Raw genomic sequence first — 15,783 nt, 5'->3', positions numbered from 1 at the left:
AGTTGAATTATTGAGAAGGTCTCAACCCACCCACTCGATTGGCACGTGCCCCGGATCCGCCTCGACGCGGCCAAGCCAGGCCACGACAGCCGGATAGGCGTCGAGCTGGAAGCCGCCCTGCTCGGCCGTATGCGTGTAGGCATAGAGCGCGATGTCGGCGACGCTGAAGGCAGTGCCGGCGAAGAAGGCGTTGTTCTCCAGATATCTGTTCATCACGCCGAGCGCCTTATGGCCGCGCTCCAGCGTCATCGCCAGCCGGTCGGGCGTCGCATCCCTGGCGCGTTCGGGAAAGGTCAGGAGGGCCTTGCGCACGGCGATATAGGGCTCGTGGCTGTATTGCTCGAAGAACAGCCATTGATAGGCGAGCCCACGTTCATACTTGTCCGCCGGCAGGAAGCGCGTGCCTTCGGCGAGATAGAGCAGGATGGCGTTGGACTCGGCCAGCCGGCGGCCGTCGTCGAGTTCGAGCAGCGGCACCATGGCATTCGGGTTCTTGGCAACGAAATCGGCTTTGCGCGTGTCGCCGGTATGCGAACTCACCTCGATCGTGGTGAAGGCGAGGCCAAGCTTGGCCATCAGCAGGCGCGGCTTGTAGCAATTGCCGCTGTCAATCATGCTGTAGAGTATCATGGATCGGTCCCCGGAGCTGCCTTGACCAGGCGATTATCGCAGCCGCCGTGCCTTCAACCAATGATTTGTTTTGGTGGGACAATCAGCGGCGCTGATGAGAGCATCCTTCTCCCCGTAGAACGGGGAGAAGGACGCTGTGGCACCGCTTTCGCCAGTCGCCGAAGTCGCTTAGCCGAACAGCGGCACGACATTGTTCTCCCTGCCCAGCAGCGCATCGATAACGAGCGGTACTTCGTTGAAGATGGTGCCGGCCAGCGCCGGCCGTGCGAGAAGATAGCCCTGCAGCAGGTCGACGCCGCCGTCGAGCGCGACGCGCAGATGGACGGGCTGCTCGATGCCTTCGACAAGCACCCTGGCGCCGCGGTCATGCAGGCTGGAGACCAGCGGGCGGAAGAAGCGTTCGGCGGCGGCATGGCGGCAGAACTCCGCGAACCAGCCGCCATCGATCTTGACGATGTCGGGCTGAAGCAGGCTCACCCGCTCCTCGGTCGAATGGCCGGTACCGAAGTCGTCGATGGCGATGCGGATGCCGTCGCGCCGCATTTCACGCACCAGCTGGGCCAGAAGCGCTTCGTCCGCCGCCTGTTCGGTGATTTCGCAGACCAGCATGCCGGGGGCGAGGCCGAGTTCGCCGAGATGCCGGCTCATCAGCCTGATCTCGGCCAGCGCCCGCCCGGAATGGTCGTTGACCATCGGATTGTAGTTGAAGAACAGATCGAGGCCGTCGACGCCGATATTGTGGAAATTCCTGAGATGCAGCACCCGGCACATGGTCTCGACAAACACCCGGTCAGCCGGGGCAACGCTTTCGAAGAACGCCCGCGCCGACCCTGCCCTGCCGGCGCGGTGCGGCTCGATCAGGCCCTCGACCGCCACTGCGTGCAGCGAACGCCCAAGCGGCGCGAAGATCGGCTGGTAGGCGCTGCGCAGGCGGAACTCGCCATGGACGCCGTATTCGATGCCGATCTCGTCAACGAAGATCGCCTCGCCGACATTGCGCCGCCGCTCGATCCTCATGGCGCGACCCTGCGCCCGAACGCTTTTGCCGGCCGCGCCGTACGCGGAGCGACGGTGGAGGCAGTGGACGCATCACTTGCGGCGGCAACCGGGTCCGGAGTTTTCCCGAAAACACGGAAACTCGTCGGCGCCAGTTCCGGCCGCGCCAGCACGAAACCTTGGACCATGGAAGCGCCGGACTTTTCGGCGAGCTCCAGCTGCCACCCTTCCTCGATGCCCTCGAACACCGTGCGGATGCCCTGTTCTTCGAAGCTTTTGACCATCGTCGTCAACAGCGCGAAGCCGGCGCCGGACTCCATCAGCTGCGTGATCCAGGTGGCGTCGAACTTGACGATGTCGGGCCGCAACTCCTTGATGCGGTTGATGTCGGAATCGTCGGCGCCATAGTCATCGACGGCGATGCGAAACCCGTTGCCCTTGAGTGCGGCGACGAAGCTGTGCAGGGTCTCCTGCGATGCCGATCTCTGCTCGGTCACCTCGCACACGACACGGCCCGGATCGATGCCGGCCTCGTGCAGCACCAGCCGCATTTCGCGCAGGGCATTGTCGGCGATCGACCGCTCGGTGAACACCGACGGGTCGAAATTGACGAAGATCGACGCCTCCTGCGGCAGGCAGGCGCCGGCATTGAGCAGATGCAATGTTCTGGTCAGCGCCTCGACATGCAGGCGGTCGGCGGCCGGACAGGTCGAGAAGAAGGCCATCGGCGATTGCGGCTCGCCGTCGCGAAACGGCCGGATCAGCCCTTCGAAGGCGGCAACCGACAGCTTGCCCTCCTTGAACGCGAAGATCGGCTGGAAGGCGCTTTGCAGCGTGTAGATGCCCCAGACACCTGACGAGGTGCCGTCATCATGACGGATGATATGGGCAAGCCCGATGCTGCGCGACAAGGGTTCCCTCGCTCCGCGAAATGGCGGAATGGATTGCGATCCTGCCACTCAAGCCCTTACCGCCCGTTAATGAATTTTTTGTTGCCGCCTACAGGTGGCAATCACGGCTCGTTGAGGCCTGGATCAGCCGACAATGCTTGCACTGAGCGAAATCATGCGACATGAGAAGCGCCGCGGCCGCTCCTGGCCGCGCCGATCTTCCCAAGGAGAGATATCTGGTCATGGCCTTTCTTGCCGACACCCTTTCCCGCGTAAAGCCTTCCGCCACCATCGCGGTGACGCAGAAAGCGCGCGAGCTGAAAAATGCCGGCCGTGACATTATCGGCCTCGGCGCCGGCGAACCGGATTTCGACACGCCCGACAACATCAAGAATGCGGCGATCGAAGCCATCCGCCGTGGCGAAACCAAGTACCCGCCGGTTTCGGGCATTGTGCCGCTGCGCGAGGCGATCGCAAAAAAATTCAAGCGCGAGAACAATCTCGACTACAAGCCCGAGCAGACCATTGTCGGCACCGGCGGCAAGCAGATCCTGTTCAACGCCTTCATGGCGACGCTGAACCCCGGCGACGAGGTCATCATCCCCCGCCCCTACTGGGTCAGCTACCCCGAAATGGTGGCGATCTGCGGCGGCACGTCGGTGTTCGCCGACACCTCGATCGACAATGGCTTCAAGCTGACGGCCGAAGTGCTGGAGAAGGCGATCACGCCGAAGACCAAATGGCTGCTGATGAACTCGCCGTCCAACCCGTCGGGCGCGGCCTACACGCAAGCCGAACTGCGCGCGCTGGCCGACGTGCTGTTGAAGCATCCGCATGTCTGGACGCTGACCGACGACATGTACGAGCACCTGACCTATGGCGACTTCGTCTTCAAGACCATCGCCGAAGTCGAGCCGAAGCTCTATGAGCGCACGCTGACCATGAACGGCGTGTCGAAAGCCTATGCCATGACCGGCTGGCGCATCGGCTATGCAGCCGGTCCGGTCCAGCTGATCAAGGCGATGGACATGATCCAGGGCCAGCAGACCTCGGGCGCCTGCACCATCGCCCAATGGGCTTCCGTCGAGGCGCTCAACGGCCCGCAGGACTTCATCGCGAAGAACAAGGCGATCTTCCAGGGGCGGCGCGACCTCGTCGTATCGATGCTCAACCAGGCGCGCGGCATCACGTGCCCGTCGCCGGAAGGCGCCTTCTATGTCTATCCGTCCTGCGCCCAGCTGATCGGCAAGAAGACCAAGGCCGGCAAGGTGATCGACACCGACGAGGCCTTCTGTTCGGAACTGCTCGAGGCGGAAGGTGTTGCGGTGGTGTTCGGCTCGGCCTTCGGCCTCGGCCCCAACTTCCGCATCTCCTATGCGACCTCGGAGTCGCTGCTGGAGGAAGCCTGCACGCGCATCCAGCGCTTCACGGCATCGCTGACCTGATCGGATCGATCTGGCGACAAAAGAAACCCGGCGCCATCATCGCCGGGTTTTTGTTGGGAGGCGAGGCTGCTTACGCCTGTTGCTTTGCTTGCCTGGCCGAACGCGCCTCGGCCGGCGCCAGGACCATGATCAGCAGAGCGGCGGTGAGGAAGGCGGCAATCGCCGCCGTCAGCATCGCGGCGTGGAAGCCGCCGGCATAGGCGGTGGCGAACAGCCGATGCACGCCACCCTCGCCGATTGCCGCGTCGGTTGCGAAATCATGCCGTGATATGGCGGCACGAGCCACCGCTTCGGCATTGCCGACACCGGCATCGCGGAGATATCCGGTCAACAGGCTCGTCGCCCGCATGCTCATCAAGGCGCCAAGCAGCGCGATGCCGATGGCCAGCCCGCTCTGGCGGGTGGCGTTGATGACGGCCGACACCATGCCGGAGCGCTCGCGTGGCGCGTAGGACATGGCGGCGGCACTGCCGGTCGGGATCGCCAGCGAATTGCCGAGACCGTTGATGATGAACAGGGCGCAGAGCAACGTGTATGGCGTCGACGGCCCGGCCCAGCACATGCCGAGCATCGAAAGCCCGATCAGCACATAGCCCGTCGTCATCAAGAGCGAATGCCCATAGCGGCCGCTCAGCCGGCCGATCCAGGGTGACACGACAATCTGGACAAGGAAGGCCGGCGCCATGCGCAGGCCGGTCTGCGTCGGCGACCAGCCCTGCACCTGCTGCAGGAACATCGAGAAGAAGAAGACGCAGCTGTAGGAGGTGAAGCCGAGTGCGAACGAGGCGACGTTGGCGACGGCAAAGCGCACGTCGCGGAACAGGCCGAGCGGCAGCATGGGCCGTGGCGTGCGCGCCTCGAAGCCAAGGAAGGCCGCCAGGCCAACGACACCGGCAATGATGGCCGTGATGGTCCCGGCATCGCCCCAGCCGTTCTCGCCGGCAGAGATCAGGCCGAAGGTCAGCGCGCCGAGCCACAGGATCGAGAGCGCCAAGCCGACAAGGTCGAGATGGGCATGTTCGGGATGCGCCGTCTCCTCGATCGACACGGCGCCCAGCGTGATGGTGAAAAGGCCGAGCGGCAGATTGATCAGGAAGATGCTCTGCCAGCCGACTGTCTGCACCAGAATGCCGCCCAGCACCGGGCCGACGACCAGAGAAACGGCGGCGAACGCGGCCCAGCCGCCGATGACGCCGGCCCGCTCGCGTGGATCGGAAAAAGCCTGCGTCAGGATCGACAGCGCGCCAGGAATAAGCAGCGAGCCGGCAATGCCTTGCACCACGCGGCCGGCGAGCAGCGCCGGCAAATTGGGCGCGACGGCACAGATCAGCGAACCGGCAACGAAGATGCCGACGCCGGCCAGCCATGAGCGCTTGCGGCCATAGCGGTCACCGATCAGCCCCGACGACAGCATGAAGGCCGACAGGCACAGCGTGTAGGAATCGACCACCCATTGCATGCCGCCGAAATCGGTGTGCAGCGCCTGCTGGATGGTCGGCAGCGCGACATTGACGATGCTGACGTCGAGCAAGGCGACAAACGTGCCGAGATAGACGGCGGCGACGAGCGGCAGGCGGTTCTTCGGCATGGTCTATCCCAACATGAAACATGCAGCCATCTATGCCACTGACCGACGGTCAGTCAATATGGATAAGTCACTTTGGAATCATTATAAAAAGCTTGTCTAGGCCGTTAGAAGCAGGTTAATGAAAATCGATAAGCCAGTGCTGCGGAAAGACCCGAACGGTGAGCCGAACCCTATGCCTGTCATTGCCAGGAAGGCACTGAAACCACGCACCAAGCCAGCCGAGGTGCGCCGTGACGATATCTTGCGGGCCGCCACGTCGCTGTTCGTTGCCAAGGGCGTCGGCACCACGACGATCGACGAGATCGCCACCAGGGCCGAAGTCGCCAAAGGCACCTTCTATCTCTACTTCACCTCCAAGGAGGATGTCGTTGCCGCCCTGCGCGAGCGGTTCGTGGCGGGGTTTCGCGCCCGCATCCTGAGCGCCATGGAGGCCTGCCCGACTGATGACTGGACCGGGCGCCTGAAGAGCTTCGTCAGCGCCGGCATCGAGGCCTATCTCGATGACCATCGGCTGCACGACGTCGTCTTCCACGACCATCGCCCCGACCAGCGGCAGATGAAAGGCGACAACCCGCTGCTCGGCGATCTCTCTGCCCTGCTGGCGGCCGGCACGAAAGCCGGCGCCTGGTCCGTCGACGACCAGGACCTCGCCGCGATCGTCCTGTTCAACGGGCTGCACGGCGCAGTCGATCACGCCATCGAAGGTGGCGTGCGCGACGGCAGCGAACTCGCGGCAAACCTTTCCGCGCTGTTCCTGAGCATGGTGCGACCCAAATAGGCCCGCCGTCCGCGGCTGGTCAGGTCTTAGCTGCCATATTGCTCGCCGGAAACCGCCTCCAGCCAGTCGGCATGGACGCCGTCGAGCGCTTCCTGCATGGCGATATGCGTCATCGCCGTCTTCGGCCCGGCACCATGCCAGTGCTTCTCACCGGGCGCGAACCAGATCACGTCGCCTGCCCTGATCTCCTGGACCGGGCCGCCCCATGTCTGGGCAAGCCCAGCGCCCGAGGTGATATAAAGCGTCTGGCCGAGCGGATGTGTGTGCCAGTGGGTGCGCGCCCCCGGTTCGAAGCTGACCAGTGTCGCTCTCAGCCGCGCCGGCGCCTCTGCCTCGATGATCGGCGTCTGCAGAACCCGGCCGGTGAAGTATTTCTCCGGCGCTATGATGGTCGGCACGCTGCCGCAAGCAATGATCTTCATCGTCTGATCCTGAAACTGGTGGTGAAGCGACCGGCGGCAAACGCCGCTGCTCGTCGAGGCAAAAACATTGTCCGCCGATATCGCCCGAGGCGCAACCGGCCGTTTCGGCTGTCTGGAGGAAGAAGCGGTTTTCTCTCCTTAACCATGAACCTTTCGCGCATGACGGCACGGGGCGAAGCAACGGCGAATTCAATGTCTTCTTAACGGCTCGCCACTAGCCGTGAGCCTGCATTGCGGGGGCCGTCGGATGAGCATACTGGCGACGATCAAGGACCATAGCGGCCGGATCTATCGCGGCATCCAGGCCCTGCTTTTGCTGAGCATCGGCGCCGCCGCATTCGGCGCTTTCGACATCTCGCGCAACCTGCCCTCGGGCGGCGCCTTCGCCGTCTCGAGCCTGGCCACCGGCCTTGCCTTGCTGGCACTGATGTACATGCGCAGCAGCGTCGTCCATCGCTTGCGCTCGGCGGAAGCGGCGGAAGCAGAAAAACATCATTTCCTGACCAGGGACGCCATGACCGGGGCGATGACCAGGCGCTACTTTCTCGAAGCGCTGCGCGATAGCTTGGGCACCATGCGCGACCGGCGCGAGGCGACTTTGCTGTTGATCGATGTCGATCATTTCAAGCAGCTCAACGACACGTTCGGGCACCAGTTCGGTGACCTGGCCCTGGTGCACCTGGTCAAGACGTCGGAACGCGTCTTTGCCGGTGGCATGGTCGGACGGTTGGGCGGCGACGAATTCGGCGTCATCATTCCGCATGGCGACCTCGCCGCCATCAACAAGGACATCAGGCAATTGCTCGATACGATGCGAGCCGGCAAATCGCATGAAGGCAAGACCATTCCGCTCTCCATCTCGGTCGGCGTGGCACTGGCGCCGGCTCATGCCTCCAACACGGCGGAACTGATGCTGGTTGCCGACCTGGCGCTCTACGAAAGCAAGGCGGCCGGCCGTGGCCGCGTCACCGTATTCGATGAGGAGATGCTGTCCGACAAGCGCTACCGGCGCCTGGTCGAGCGGGAGTTGCGCGCGGCGGTCTATCTGGGCGAACTCGAACTGCACTACCAGCCGATCGTCAATCCGGACGGGTCCGCTTATGCTCTCGAAGGGCTGATCCGCTGGCGTCATCCGGTTCGCGGGCTGATCTCGCCGGCCGAGTTCATCCCCATCGCCGAACGCTCGACCCTGATCGACATGCTCGGCGAATGGGTGTTTAAGCGGGCTTGCACCGATGTCGGCCATTTCCCCGGGCGCCGCATCTCCATCAATGTTTCGGGCGAGCAGCTGAATCGCGACGAGATGGTCACCATGTGCGACCGCGTGCTGAAGGAAACCGGTTGCTCGGCGACGCAGTTCATCATCGAGATCACCGAGACCGTGGCGACCGCCGCCACGCCCGAAATCCTGCGGCGCCTCGAAGTGTTGCGCGGCCTCGGCTTCCACATTGCGCTCGACGATTTCGGCACCGGCCATTGCGGCTTCAACTATCTGAAAACCCTGCCCATCGACAGCATCAAGATCGACCGCTCCTACATACGCAGCCTTGCCCATGACCAAGTGGCGCAGATCTTCGTTTCGGCGCTGGCGCAGATCGCGCGCATCCAGGACGTCACCATCGTGGCGGAAGGTGTCGAGACGCAGGAAGAGTTCGCGCTGGCCAAGGCCGCCGGCTGCAACCGTTTCCAGGGCTACTTCTTCGGCAGGCCGGCGCCCCGCGACAAGGTGGCGCCCTTGCGCGCCATCGATGCCGAACCCTTGGCGCTGAGCGCCTGAGACCCCACCGCACGGCAGCGGATTTCTATTTCCCTTGCCCTGCCGGCAAACAAGTGGGACGATGCTTCAGGGCAGGTGGCAACAGGAAAAGAACCCCGCCCGCGACGGTCGAACAGGCCGGCCGCCGCTAAGGACCGATTGACCACGCCTGAACCATGCATGCCAGTCGGTCCCTAGGGAAACGCCTGAGTGGAGGTCAGCCATGGGTACTCGCGCCGGAGGACGACGCACGGGACCGAAATGCATTGCCATAGTCGGTCCCTTTGCAAGCGGTAAGACGACACTTCTCGAAGCCATATTGGCCCGTACGGGCGCCATCCCCCGACAAAATCCCGTTTCATCAGGCAGCACCGTCTCGGATCATTCGCCGGAGGCGCGCGCCCACGCCATGAGCGTCGAGGCGACGATCGCAACCACCGAATTCATGGGCGAGCAGATCACCTTCGTCGATTGTCCCGGCTCGATCGAATTCTCCTTCGAGGCCGAGCCGGTGCTGGCCGCCTGCGACCTCGCGGTGGTCGTGGCCGAGGCGGACGAAAAGAAGATTCCTGCCCTGCAGCTCATCATGCGCAAGCTCGACGATCTCGGCGTGCCGCGCATCCTCTTCCTCAACAAGGTCGACAAGGCGATATCAGGCGTGCGCGACACGCTGAAGATGCTGCAGCCGGCAAGCTCGGTGCCGCTCCTGCTGCGCCAGATTCCGCTGCGCAAGGACGGCGTCGTCATCGGCTCGATCGACCTGGCGCTGGAGCGTGCCTACATCTACCGCGAATATGCCGAAAGCGAGGTGGCTCAGATACCGGGTGACGACAAGGCCCGCGAACTGGAAGCGCGCTTCTCGATGCTGGAAACCCTGGCCGACCATGACGACCAGTTGATGGAACAGTTGCTCGAGGAGATCGAGCCGCCGAAGGACGCGATCTTCGATGATCTCGCCGCCGACCTGCGCGAAGGCGTGGTGACGCCGGTGCTGATCGGCACCGCCGAGAGGGGCAACGGCGTGCTGCGCCTCTTGAAGGCGATCCGCCACGACGCGCCCGACATCGAGGCGACCCGCAAGCGGCTTGGTGCCTCGGACGGCGGCGCCACCGTGGTCCAGGTGATGAAGACCATCCACACCCCGCATGGCGGCAAGCTGTCGGTGTCGCGCATCCTGTCCGGCCAGGTCGCAGACGGCTCCGAGCTGTGGCTGCCCGGCGGCGACACCGCCAAGGTTTCCGGCATCTACAAGATGCTCGGCAAGGATCAGTTCAAGCTCGCCGCCGCCAAGGCCGGTGACACGGTGGCGCTGGGCAAGCTGGACGAGGTCAAGACCGGCCAGACGCTGACCTCGGCCAAGGGCGGCACCAAGCAGCTGTTTACGTTCGAGCCGCCGCAGCCTGTCTTCGCCTTCGCGCTGCGGCCGAAGGAACGCAAGGACGAGGTCAAGATGTCGGCCGCCATCCAGCGGCTGGCCGAGGAAGATCCCTCGCTCAGCCTGCGCCACAACCAGGACTCGGCAGAGACGGTGCTGTCAGGCCACGGCGAAATGCATCTGCGCGTCGTGCGCGAGCGGCTGGAGGGCAAGAACCAGATCCCGGTCGAAGGCCACGCGCCGGCGGTGCCCTATCGCGAGACGATCCGCAAATCGGCGCAGCAGCGCGGCCGCCACAAGAAGCAGTCGGGCGGACATGGCCAGTTCGGCGATGTGGTGATCGAGATCAAGCCGCTGCCGCGCGGCTCCGGCTTCCAGTTCACCGACACCATCACCGGCGGCGTCGTGCCGAAGACCTACATCCAGTCGGTCGAGACAGGCATACGCGATTACCTGAAGAACGGCCCGCTCGGCTTCCCCGTTGTCGACGTCGCCGTCAACCTGTCGGACGGCTCCTACCATGCGGTGGATTCCTCCGACATGGCCTTCCAGATGGCGGCCAAGCTCGCGATGAAGGAAGGCATGGCCGCCTGCTCGCCGGTGCTGCTGGAGCCGGTGATGAAGGTCGAGATCGTCACGCCGTCCGACGCGACGTCGAAGATCATCGCGCTGATCCCGCAGCGGCGCGGGCAGATCCTCGGCTATGATGCGCGGCCGGGATGGCCGGGATGGGATGTCGTCGAGGCGACCATGCCGCAGGCCGAGATCGGCGACCTGATCATCGAACTGCGCTCGGCGACCGCGGGCGTCGCCAGCTATCGCGCCGTCTTCGACCATATGGCCGAACTCACCGGCCGTCTCGCCGACGAAGCGATGAATACCAACGGCAAGGCAGCCTGATCCTGATCTTGACGCACCATCCCCTCGAACCCTTGTTCGAGGGGACAAAAACCAAAAACGACGCCCGGGAAGCCGGACGCCGTTTTGTTTGCGGACCGTTTTCTTGGGAGGGGAAACGGCAGGTCCGCCGCATGTACAGTCGCCGCTTTCGGCGGAAAGGGGTTGGGACGCGGTAGCCGCCTGAGCCCGGGCCGTACGAGTGATGCCCCCATCTCCCGTTCGAACCACACCGCGTCCTGCGCCCTTCATAGCAGCAGAAGCCATCGTTGTCATGTTACCAGAGGTTACATGACACTGTTACGCGGCAACTCTCGTGAAATTCTCAGCCATCCCGGCAGGGTCCGCGCAACAAAAAAGCCGGATCAATGAAGATCCGGCTGAGTTTGATTGGAAGTGCCTGTTAAGGCTAACCTCCAGAGGGGAACACTCGAGGGCGCTAATGGGAGGAGAACGCGCCCAGGAGATGATCTATATATGTGCTCAACATGCCCAAGAAACAAGCATCTATTTTGCAACACACGCATGCAAAAAGACATAGGCTGTGGTCCAACCCACTCCAGAAGCCAATAGGACCAGCAGAATCTTCAAAAATGGGGCGCTCAACCACGCAATCGTCACTACAGAAGCGTGAATCGCGGCCGGTTTTCGCCCCAAGCCACCAAAACTACGCAATGATGTAGAAGCAGGCAGCAGACGTTCATTTCTGAGGCAATCGGAGAGAAAGCAGCCAATGCGGACGTTTTCGGCGATTGCCGGCAGCATGGCCTTCTTCATCGTGGCACCCGGCGTGGTCGCCGGGCTGGTTCCCTGGCTGCTCAGCGATCATTATCGCTTGCCGTGGTCCACCGTGCCGGGCTTTGTTCCTGCCGGCGGCGTCCTCATCGCCGCTGCTGCCGCCGTTCTGCTGCATGCTTTCGCCCGTTTCGCGCTCGAGGGGCTGGGCACGCCGGCCCCGGTCGCGCCGACGGAGAAGCTCGTGATCGGCGGCATCTACCGCCATGTCCGCAACCCCATGTATGTCGCCGTGCTGTCGATCATCCTCGGCCAGGCGCTGCTGTTCTCGAGCTGGACGCTTGTCGCCTATGCCGTCATCGGCGCTGTTGTTATGGGCTCCTTTGTCAAATTCTACGAGGAGCCGACGCTCGCCCGCCGCTACGGCGCCGACTATGAAACCTACCGCCGCAACGTCCCCGGCTGGCTGCCGCGCCTGACGCCCTGGCGGGGCGAACAGATCACCAGTGCCGCCGATCGTCCGCTAGGGCTAGAATGACCAACTGCGCGCTTTCGCGATAATGAAGTCGCGGAACACGTGCAGCTTGGCCTGGTTCTTCATCGCGTCGGGATAGGCGAAATAGGTGTCGAAGGACGGCACCTCGGTTTCCGGCAAAAGCTGCACCAGGCCGGAGTCCTTGTTGATGACATAGTCGGGCAGCATGGCGATGCCGGCGCCACCCTGCACGGCGCGCTTGATCGACAAGATGTCGTTGATCTGCAGCGACGGCACGCGCTGGCCGCCCTCGAAATCGCCGACCGTCTCCAGCCAGTTCAACTCCGACAGATGCGACGGCACCGGCAGGCCGAAGGTGACGATGCGATGATTTCTCAGCTCCGAGACCGAGGCCGGCTTGCCATGCTTGGCGACATAGGAAGGGGCCGCATAGAGATGGAAATGAACGGTGAACAGGCGGCGCTGGATCAGGTCCGGCTGCTGTGGCTGGCGCAGCCGGATGGCGCAATCGGCCTGACGCATGGTGAGGTCGAGTTCCTCATTGGCGAGGATCAGCTGCAGGCTGATTTCCGGATAAAGCTCGATGAACTCCTGCACCCGTTCGGTCAGCCAGCCGGCGCCGAGGCCAACGGTCGTCGTCACGCGAAGCACGCCGGAGGGCCGGTCCTTGGTCTCGGTCAGGCGCGATTTGATGGTCTCGAGCTTCATCAGCACGTCATGCGCCGTGCGGAACAGCATCTCGCCCTGTTCGGTCAGCACCAGGCCGCGCGCATGGCGGTTGAACAGCGGCACGCCGACATCGTGCTCGAGCGCACTGACCTGCCGCGAGATCGCCGATTGCGACAGGTGCAATGTCTCGGCCGCGTGCGTAAACGACCCCGCTTCCGCCGCAGCGTGAAACACGCGTAGCTTGTCCCAGTCCAACGCCATGATTCCCCTCGTTCTGTTGGCGTCTGAATGAAAAATCAGGCTTTTACACGGCGTTTCTAAGCCGTTTTTTTAACAGTTCAGAGCGGCCGCTATTCGGCTGCTTCGCGATGCACCTCGATGCCGGCCAGATACTTTTCCGCTTCGAGTGCCGCCATGCAGCCGAGCCCCGCCGCCGTCACCGCCTGGCGGTAGACATCGTCGGTCACGTCGCCGGCCGCGAACACGCCAGGCACGTCGGTGCGGGTCGAATTCGGCGCCGTCCACAAGTAACCGTTCGGCTTCTGCTTCAGCTTGCCCACGAACAGCTCGACCGCCGGCGCATGGCCGATCGCCACGAACACGCCGTCGACCTTGAGGTGGCTTTCGGCACCGGTCACCGCATGCTTGAGCTTCAGCCCTTCAACCGACGGCGGCAGCGGCGCCTTGCCGGGGCGGCCCGTGATCTCGTCGACCACGGTGTCCCAGATGACGCGGACATTGTCCTTCTGCAGCAGCCGCTCACGCAGGATGCGCTCGGCGCGGAAGTCGCTGCGCCGATGGATGACCGTGACGCTCTTGGCGAGGTTCGACAGATAGAGCGCCTCCTCCACCGCCGAATTGCCGCCGCCCACCACCGCGACATCCTTGCCGCGATAGAAGAAGCCGTCACAGGTGGCGCAGGCCGAGACACCGAAGCCCATGAAATCCTGCTCGGTCGGAATGCCCAGCCACTTGGCCTGCGCGCCGGTGGCGATGATCAGCGCGTCGGCGGTGTAGGTTGTGCCGGAATCGCCCTTGGCGCGGAACGGCCGCACGTTGAGGTCGACCTCGGTGATGATGTCGTTAATGATGTCGGTGCCGACATGCTCGGCCTGCTTCAGCATCTGTTCCATCAGCCACGGTCCCTGGATGGGATCGGCGAAGCCGGGATAGTTTTCGACATCGGTGGTGATCATCAGCTGGCCGCCCTGCTGCAGGCCGGCAACCAGCATCGGCTTCAGCATGGCGCGAGCGGCGTAGACCGCCGCAGTATAGCCGGCGGGGCCGGAACCGATGATGAGAACGGGCGCGTGCTTGGTGGTCATCTAAAACCTCTGCGGGGCAGACAGTGCCGTGGGAAAAGACTTGGAATTCGCGCTTAATGTAAGGGTTGCCAACCACGCCAGCAAGACGAACGGGCCGTCGTCCCCGGAAAGCTTCGGCCCAAGCGGTTATTCGCGTCATTGCCGCTTTCGTTACCGTTCAAAAATCGCGTTGATGAGGGCTGGCGCCAACACAAAAGTCGTTTAATTACAAAATCGCGAAAGATTCTTGCGCCGAGCTGAGACCGCCATGCCCCTGAAAGCCGACCTCGACGCCATCGACTGGAAGATCCTGCGCGAGTTGCAGGCGGATGGGCGCATGACCAATGTCGAGCTGTCGAACCGCGTCGGCATTTCGGCCCCACCCTGTCTGCGCAGGGTAAAGCGGCTGGAGGAGGCCGGCATCATCCGCGGCTACCGCGCGCTGCTCAATGCCCCGGCGCTTGGCCTCGATGTCGTCGCCTTCTGCCTGGTCGGCCTGCATCACCAGGCCGATGCCGAACTGCGCACCTTCGCCGAGCGCACGCGCGGCTGGCCGATCGTGCGCGATGCCTGGATGGTCTCGGGCGAATCCGATTTCCTGCTGCACTGCGTGGCAAGCGACCTCGGCGCCTTCCAGACCTTCGTCATCGAGGAGCTGACCTCGACCCCTAATGTCGACACGGTGCGGACCGCGCTCACCATCCGCAGGGTCAAGGATGAAGGCCTGGTTTCCTTCGAGCGTCCCTGAGGTCTGACGAACGCCTGCGCGCCGGTGAATTCCTGGCCTTCGCCACATCGACACCGCGTTGGTATTCGACAGACGCTGATGTACAAGGCTGGACGGCTCTGCCGGACTTCGTCGCTTGACTGACCGCTTGATTGGTTTCTCAAACGATTCCAGGAAAAGTGTGTAACGGTTTTCCGCGCGGATTTGCTTGGGTACAGATGGCGAAAGCAGCGTTGCTCTGGGGGCGGCCCGCCATGGGAAGGGGACCATGACTCGATTTGCAAGCCCGGTCTCGGCGCTTATCATCTGTGTGAACGAGGCCGATATGATCGGCCCGTGCCTGGAAAGCATCGACTTCTGCGCCGAGATCATCATCGTCGATTCCGGTTCGACGGATGGCACGATTGAATGCGTGAAAAGCTATATCGCCAAGGGCTACCCGATAAGGCTCTTGCACAATGACTGGCCGGGTTTTCCCCGTCAGCGGCAATTCTCGCTCGACCACGCGACCCAGCCCTGGTGCCTTTCGATCGACCCGGACGAGCGCGTCGACGACCAGTTGCGGCAGTCGATCGTGGCCATCACTCAGGCCGCCGACGACAAGATCCGCGGCTGGTACATCCGCCGCCGCGATTGGCTGAAGGGCTACGGCTATGCGCACCGCTGGGTGCTGCACAACAGGCTGATGCGGCTTTTCCGCCGGGAAGGCGCCACCATCGATCTCACCGCGCGGGTGCACGAAGCCTTCCAGGTGCCCGGCGAGACCGGCACGATCGAAGAGGGTGTCCTGCTGCATCGCCGTGAAATATCGGTCGAGGAGGATCTTGCCCGGGCCAACGCCTATTCCAGCCTCAAGGCCGTCACGCTGGTCGAGAAGGGCAAGAAGCCCGGCCTGGTGCGGCTGGTGCTGTCGCCGTTCGGCAACTTCCTGAAATTCTACCTGGCCAAGCGCTATTTCCTGTGCGGCCGGCATGGCTTCGTCTACTCGATGTCGGTGATGATCTATTCCTTCGCCACGGAGGCAAAGCTCTACGAAGCCTCGGAACGCAACGATCCCGTGTGAGCAGTCAGGCCT

The 15,783-nt window shown here is 63.4% G+C and carries 14 protein-coding genes; 7 read left to right on the top strand and 7 right to left on the bottom strand.

The genetic code is table 11. The features are described from left to right. Positions 1 to 21: 21 nt before the first annotated feature. From JG747_RS12460 to JG747_RS12450, 3 genes are all read right to left on the bottom strand, one after another. Complete coding sequence (locus tag JG747_RS12460; RefSeq protein ID WP_019860534.1) at positions 22 to 630, bottom strand: glutathione S-transferase family protein; 609 nt, start codon at positions 628 to 630, stop codon at positions 22 to 24. A gap of 168 nt (positions 631 to 798) precedes the next feature. Beyond that, positions 799 to 1,647 (bottom strand): EAL domain-containing protein, encoded by an 849-nt coding sequence (locus tag JG747_RS12455; RefSeq protein WP_202361863.1) that lies wholly within the window; start codon positions 1,645 to 1,647, stop codon positions 799 to 801. Then, the gene (locus JG747_RS12450; RefSeq protein ID WP_038648962.1) at positions 1,644 to 2,537 is read right to left on the bottom strand and encodes an EAL domain-containing protein; all 894 of its coding nucleotides are present in this window, start codon (positions 2,535 to 2,537) and stop codon (positions 1,644 to 1,646) included. Before JG747_RS12450 ends, JG747_RS12455 begins: the two co-directional genes overlap by 4 nt. A 221-nt stretch (positions 2,538 to 2,758) precedes the next feature. Here JG747_RS12450 and JG747_RS12445 point away from each other — a divergent pair, with 221 nt between their 5' ends. Further along, positions 2,759 to 3,961 (top strand): pyridoxal phosphate-dependent aminotransferase, encoded by a 1,203-nt coding sequence (locus tag JG747_RS12445; protein ID WP_027047279.1) that lies wholly within the window; start codon positions 2,759 to 2,761, stop codon positions 3,959 to 3,961. A 70-nt stretch (positions 3,962 to 4,031) separates the two neighbouring features. Here JG747_RS12445 and JG747_RS12440 read toward each other — a convergent pair whose 3' ends face one another. Then, positions 4,032 to 5,549, bottom strand: coding sequence for an MFS transporter (locus tag JG747_RS12440; protein WP_019860537.1), 1,518 nt, complete (start codon positions 5,547 to 5,549; stop codon positions 4,032 to 4,034). 118 nt (positions 5,550 to 5,667) lie between these two features. Here JG747_RS12440 and JG747_RS12435 point away from each other — a divergent pair, with 118 nt between their 5' ends. After that, positions 5,668 to 6,327 (top strand): TetR/AcrR family transcriptional regulator, encoded by a 660-nt coding sequence (locus JG747_RS12435; protein WP_081295864.1) that lies wholly within the window; start codon positions 5,668 to 5,670, stop codon positions 6,325 to 6,327. Between the two features lie 26 nt (positions 6,328 to 6,353). On the opposite strand, the gene JG747_RS12430 is transcribed toward JG747_RS12435, so the two are convergent. Then, positions 6,354 to 6,749, bottom strand: a complete 396-nt coding sequence (locus tag JG747_RS12430) for a (R)-mandelonitrile lyase (RefSeq protein ID WP_202361862.1) — start codon at positions 6,747 to 6,749, stop codon at positions 6,354 to 6,356. A 247-nt stretch (positions 6,750 to 6,996) separates the two neighbouring features. On the opposite strand from JG747_RS12430, the gene JG747_RS12425 reads away from it, so the two are divergent. The 3 genes from JG747_RS12425 (at position 6,997) to JG747_RS12415 (ending at position 12,050) form a co-directional block, all read left to right on the top strand. Continuing rightward, on the top strand, positions 6,997 to 8,526 hold the full coding sequence (locus JG747_RS12425) for a putative bifunctional diguanylate cyclase/phosphodiesterase (RefSeq protein ID WP_202361861.1): 1,530 nt from the start codon (positions 6,997 to 6,999) through the stop codon (positions 8,524 to 8,526). Positions 8,527 to 8,728: 202 nt separating this feature from the next. Then, on the top strand, positions 8,729 to 10,780 hold the full coding sequence (locus JG747_RS12420; RefSeq protein ID WP_019860541.1) for an elongation factor G: 2,052 nt from the start codon (positions 8,729 to 8,731) through the stop codon (positions 10,778 to 10,780). A 730-nt stretch (positions 10,781 to 11,510) separates the two neighbouring features. Beyond that, positions 11,511 to 12,050 (top strand): methyltransferase family protein, encoded by a 540-nt coding sequence (locus tag JG747_RS12415; RefSeq protein ID WP_019860542.1) that lies wholly within the window; start codon positions 11,511 to 11,513, stop codon positions 12,048 to 12,050. Here the strand turns inward: JG747_RS12415 and JG747_RS12410 are convergent. Both JG747_RS12410 and trxB read right to left on the bottom strand, forming a co-directional pair. Continuing rightward, the gene (locus JG747_RS12410) at positions 12,042 to 12,938 is read right to left on the bottom strand and encodes a LysR family transcriptional regulator (protein ID WP_010911008.1); all 897 of its coding nucleotides are present in this window, start codon (positions 12,936 to 12,938) and stop codon (positions 12,042 to 12,044) included. The genes JG747_RS12415 and JG747_RS12410 overlap by 9 nt on opposite strands. Before the next feature lie 89 nt (positions 12,939 to 13,027). Further along, on the bottom strand, positions 13,028 to 14,002 hold the full coding sequence (gene trxB / locus JG747_RS12405; RefSeq protein ID WP_019860543.1) for a thioredoxin-disulfide reductase: 975 nt from the start codon (positions 14,000 to 14,002) through the stop codon (positions 13,028 to 13,030). A 247-nt stretch (positions 14,003 to 14,249) separates the two neighbouring features. Between trxB and JG747_RS12400 the strand changes: the two genes are divergently transcribed. Together JG747_RS12400 and JG747_RS12395 are read left to right on the top strand one after the other, a co-directional pair. Beyond that, positions 14,250 to 14,729, top strand: coding sequence for an Lrp/AsnC family transcriptional regulator (locus JG747_RS12400; protein WP_019860544.1), 480 nt, complete (start codon positions 14,250 to 14,252; stop codon positions 14,727 to 14,729). 247 nt (positions 14,730 to 14,976) lie between these two features. After that, positions 14,977 to 15,771 (top strand): glycosyltransferase family 2 protein, encoded by a 795-nt coding sequence (locus JG747_RS12395; protein WP_019860545.1) that lies wholly within the window; start codon positions 14,977 to 14,979, stop codon positions 15,769 to 15,771. Positions 15,772 to 15,783 lie beyond the last annotated feature (12 nt).

Origin of the sequence: Mesorhizobium sp. 131-3-5, assembly GCF_016756575.1 — a bacterium.
Taxonomy (GTDB): domain Bacteria; phylum Pseudomonadota; class Alphaproteobacteria; order Rhizobiales; family Rhizobiaceae; genus Mesorhizobium; species Mesorhizobium jarvisii.
This window is presented reverse-complemented; position numbering and strand designations above follow the sequence as displayed.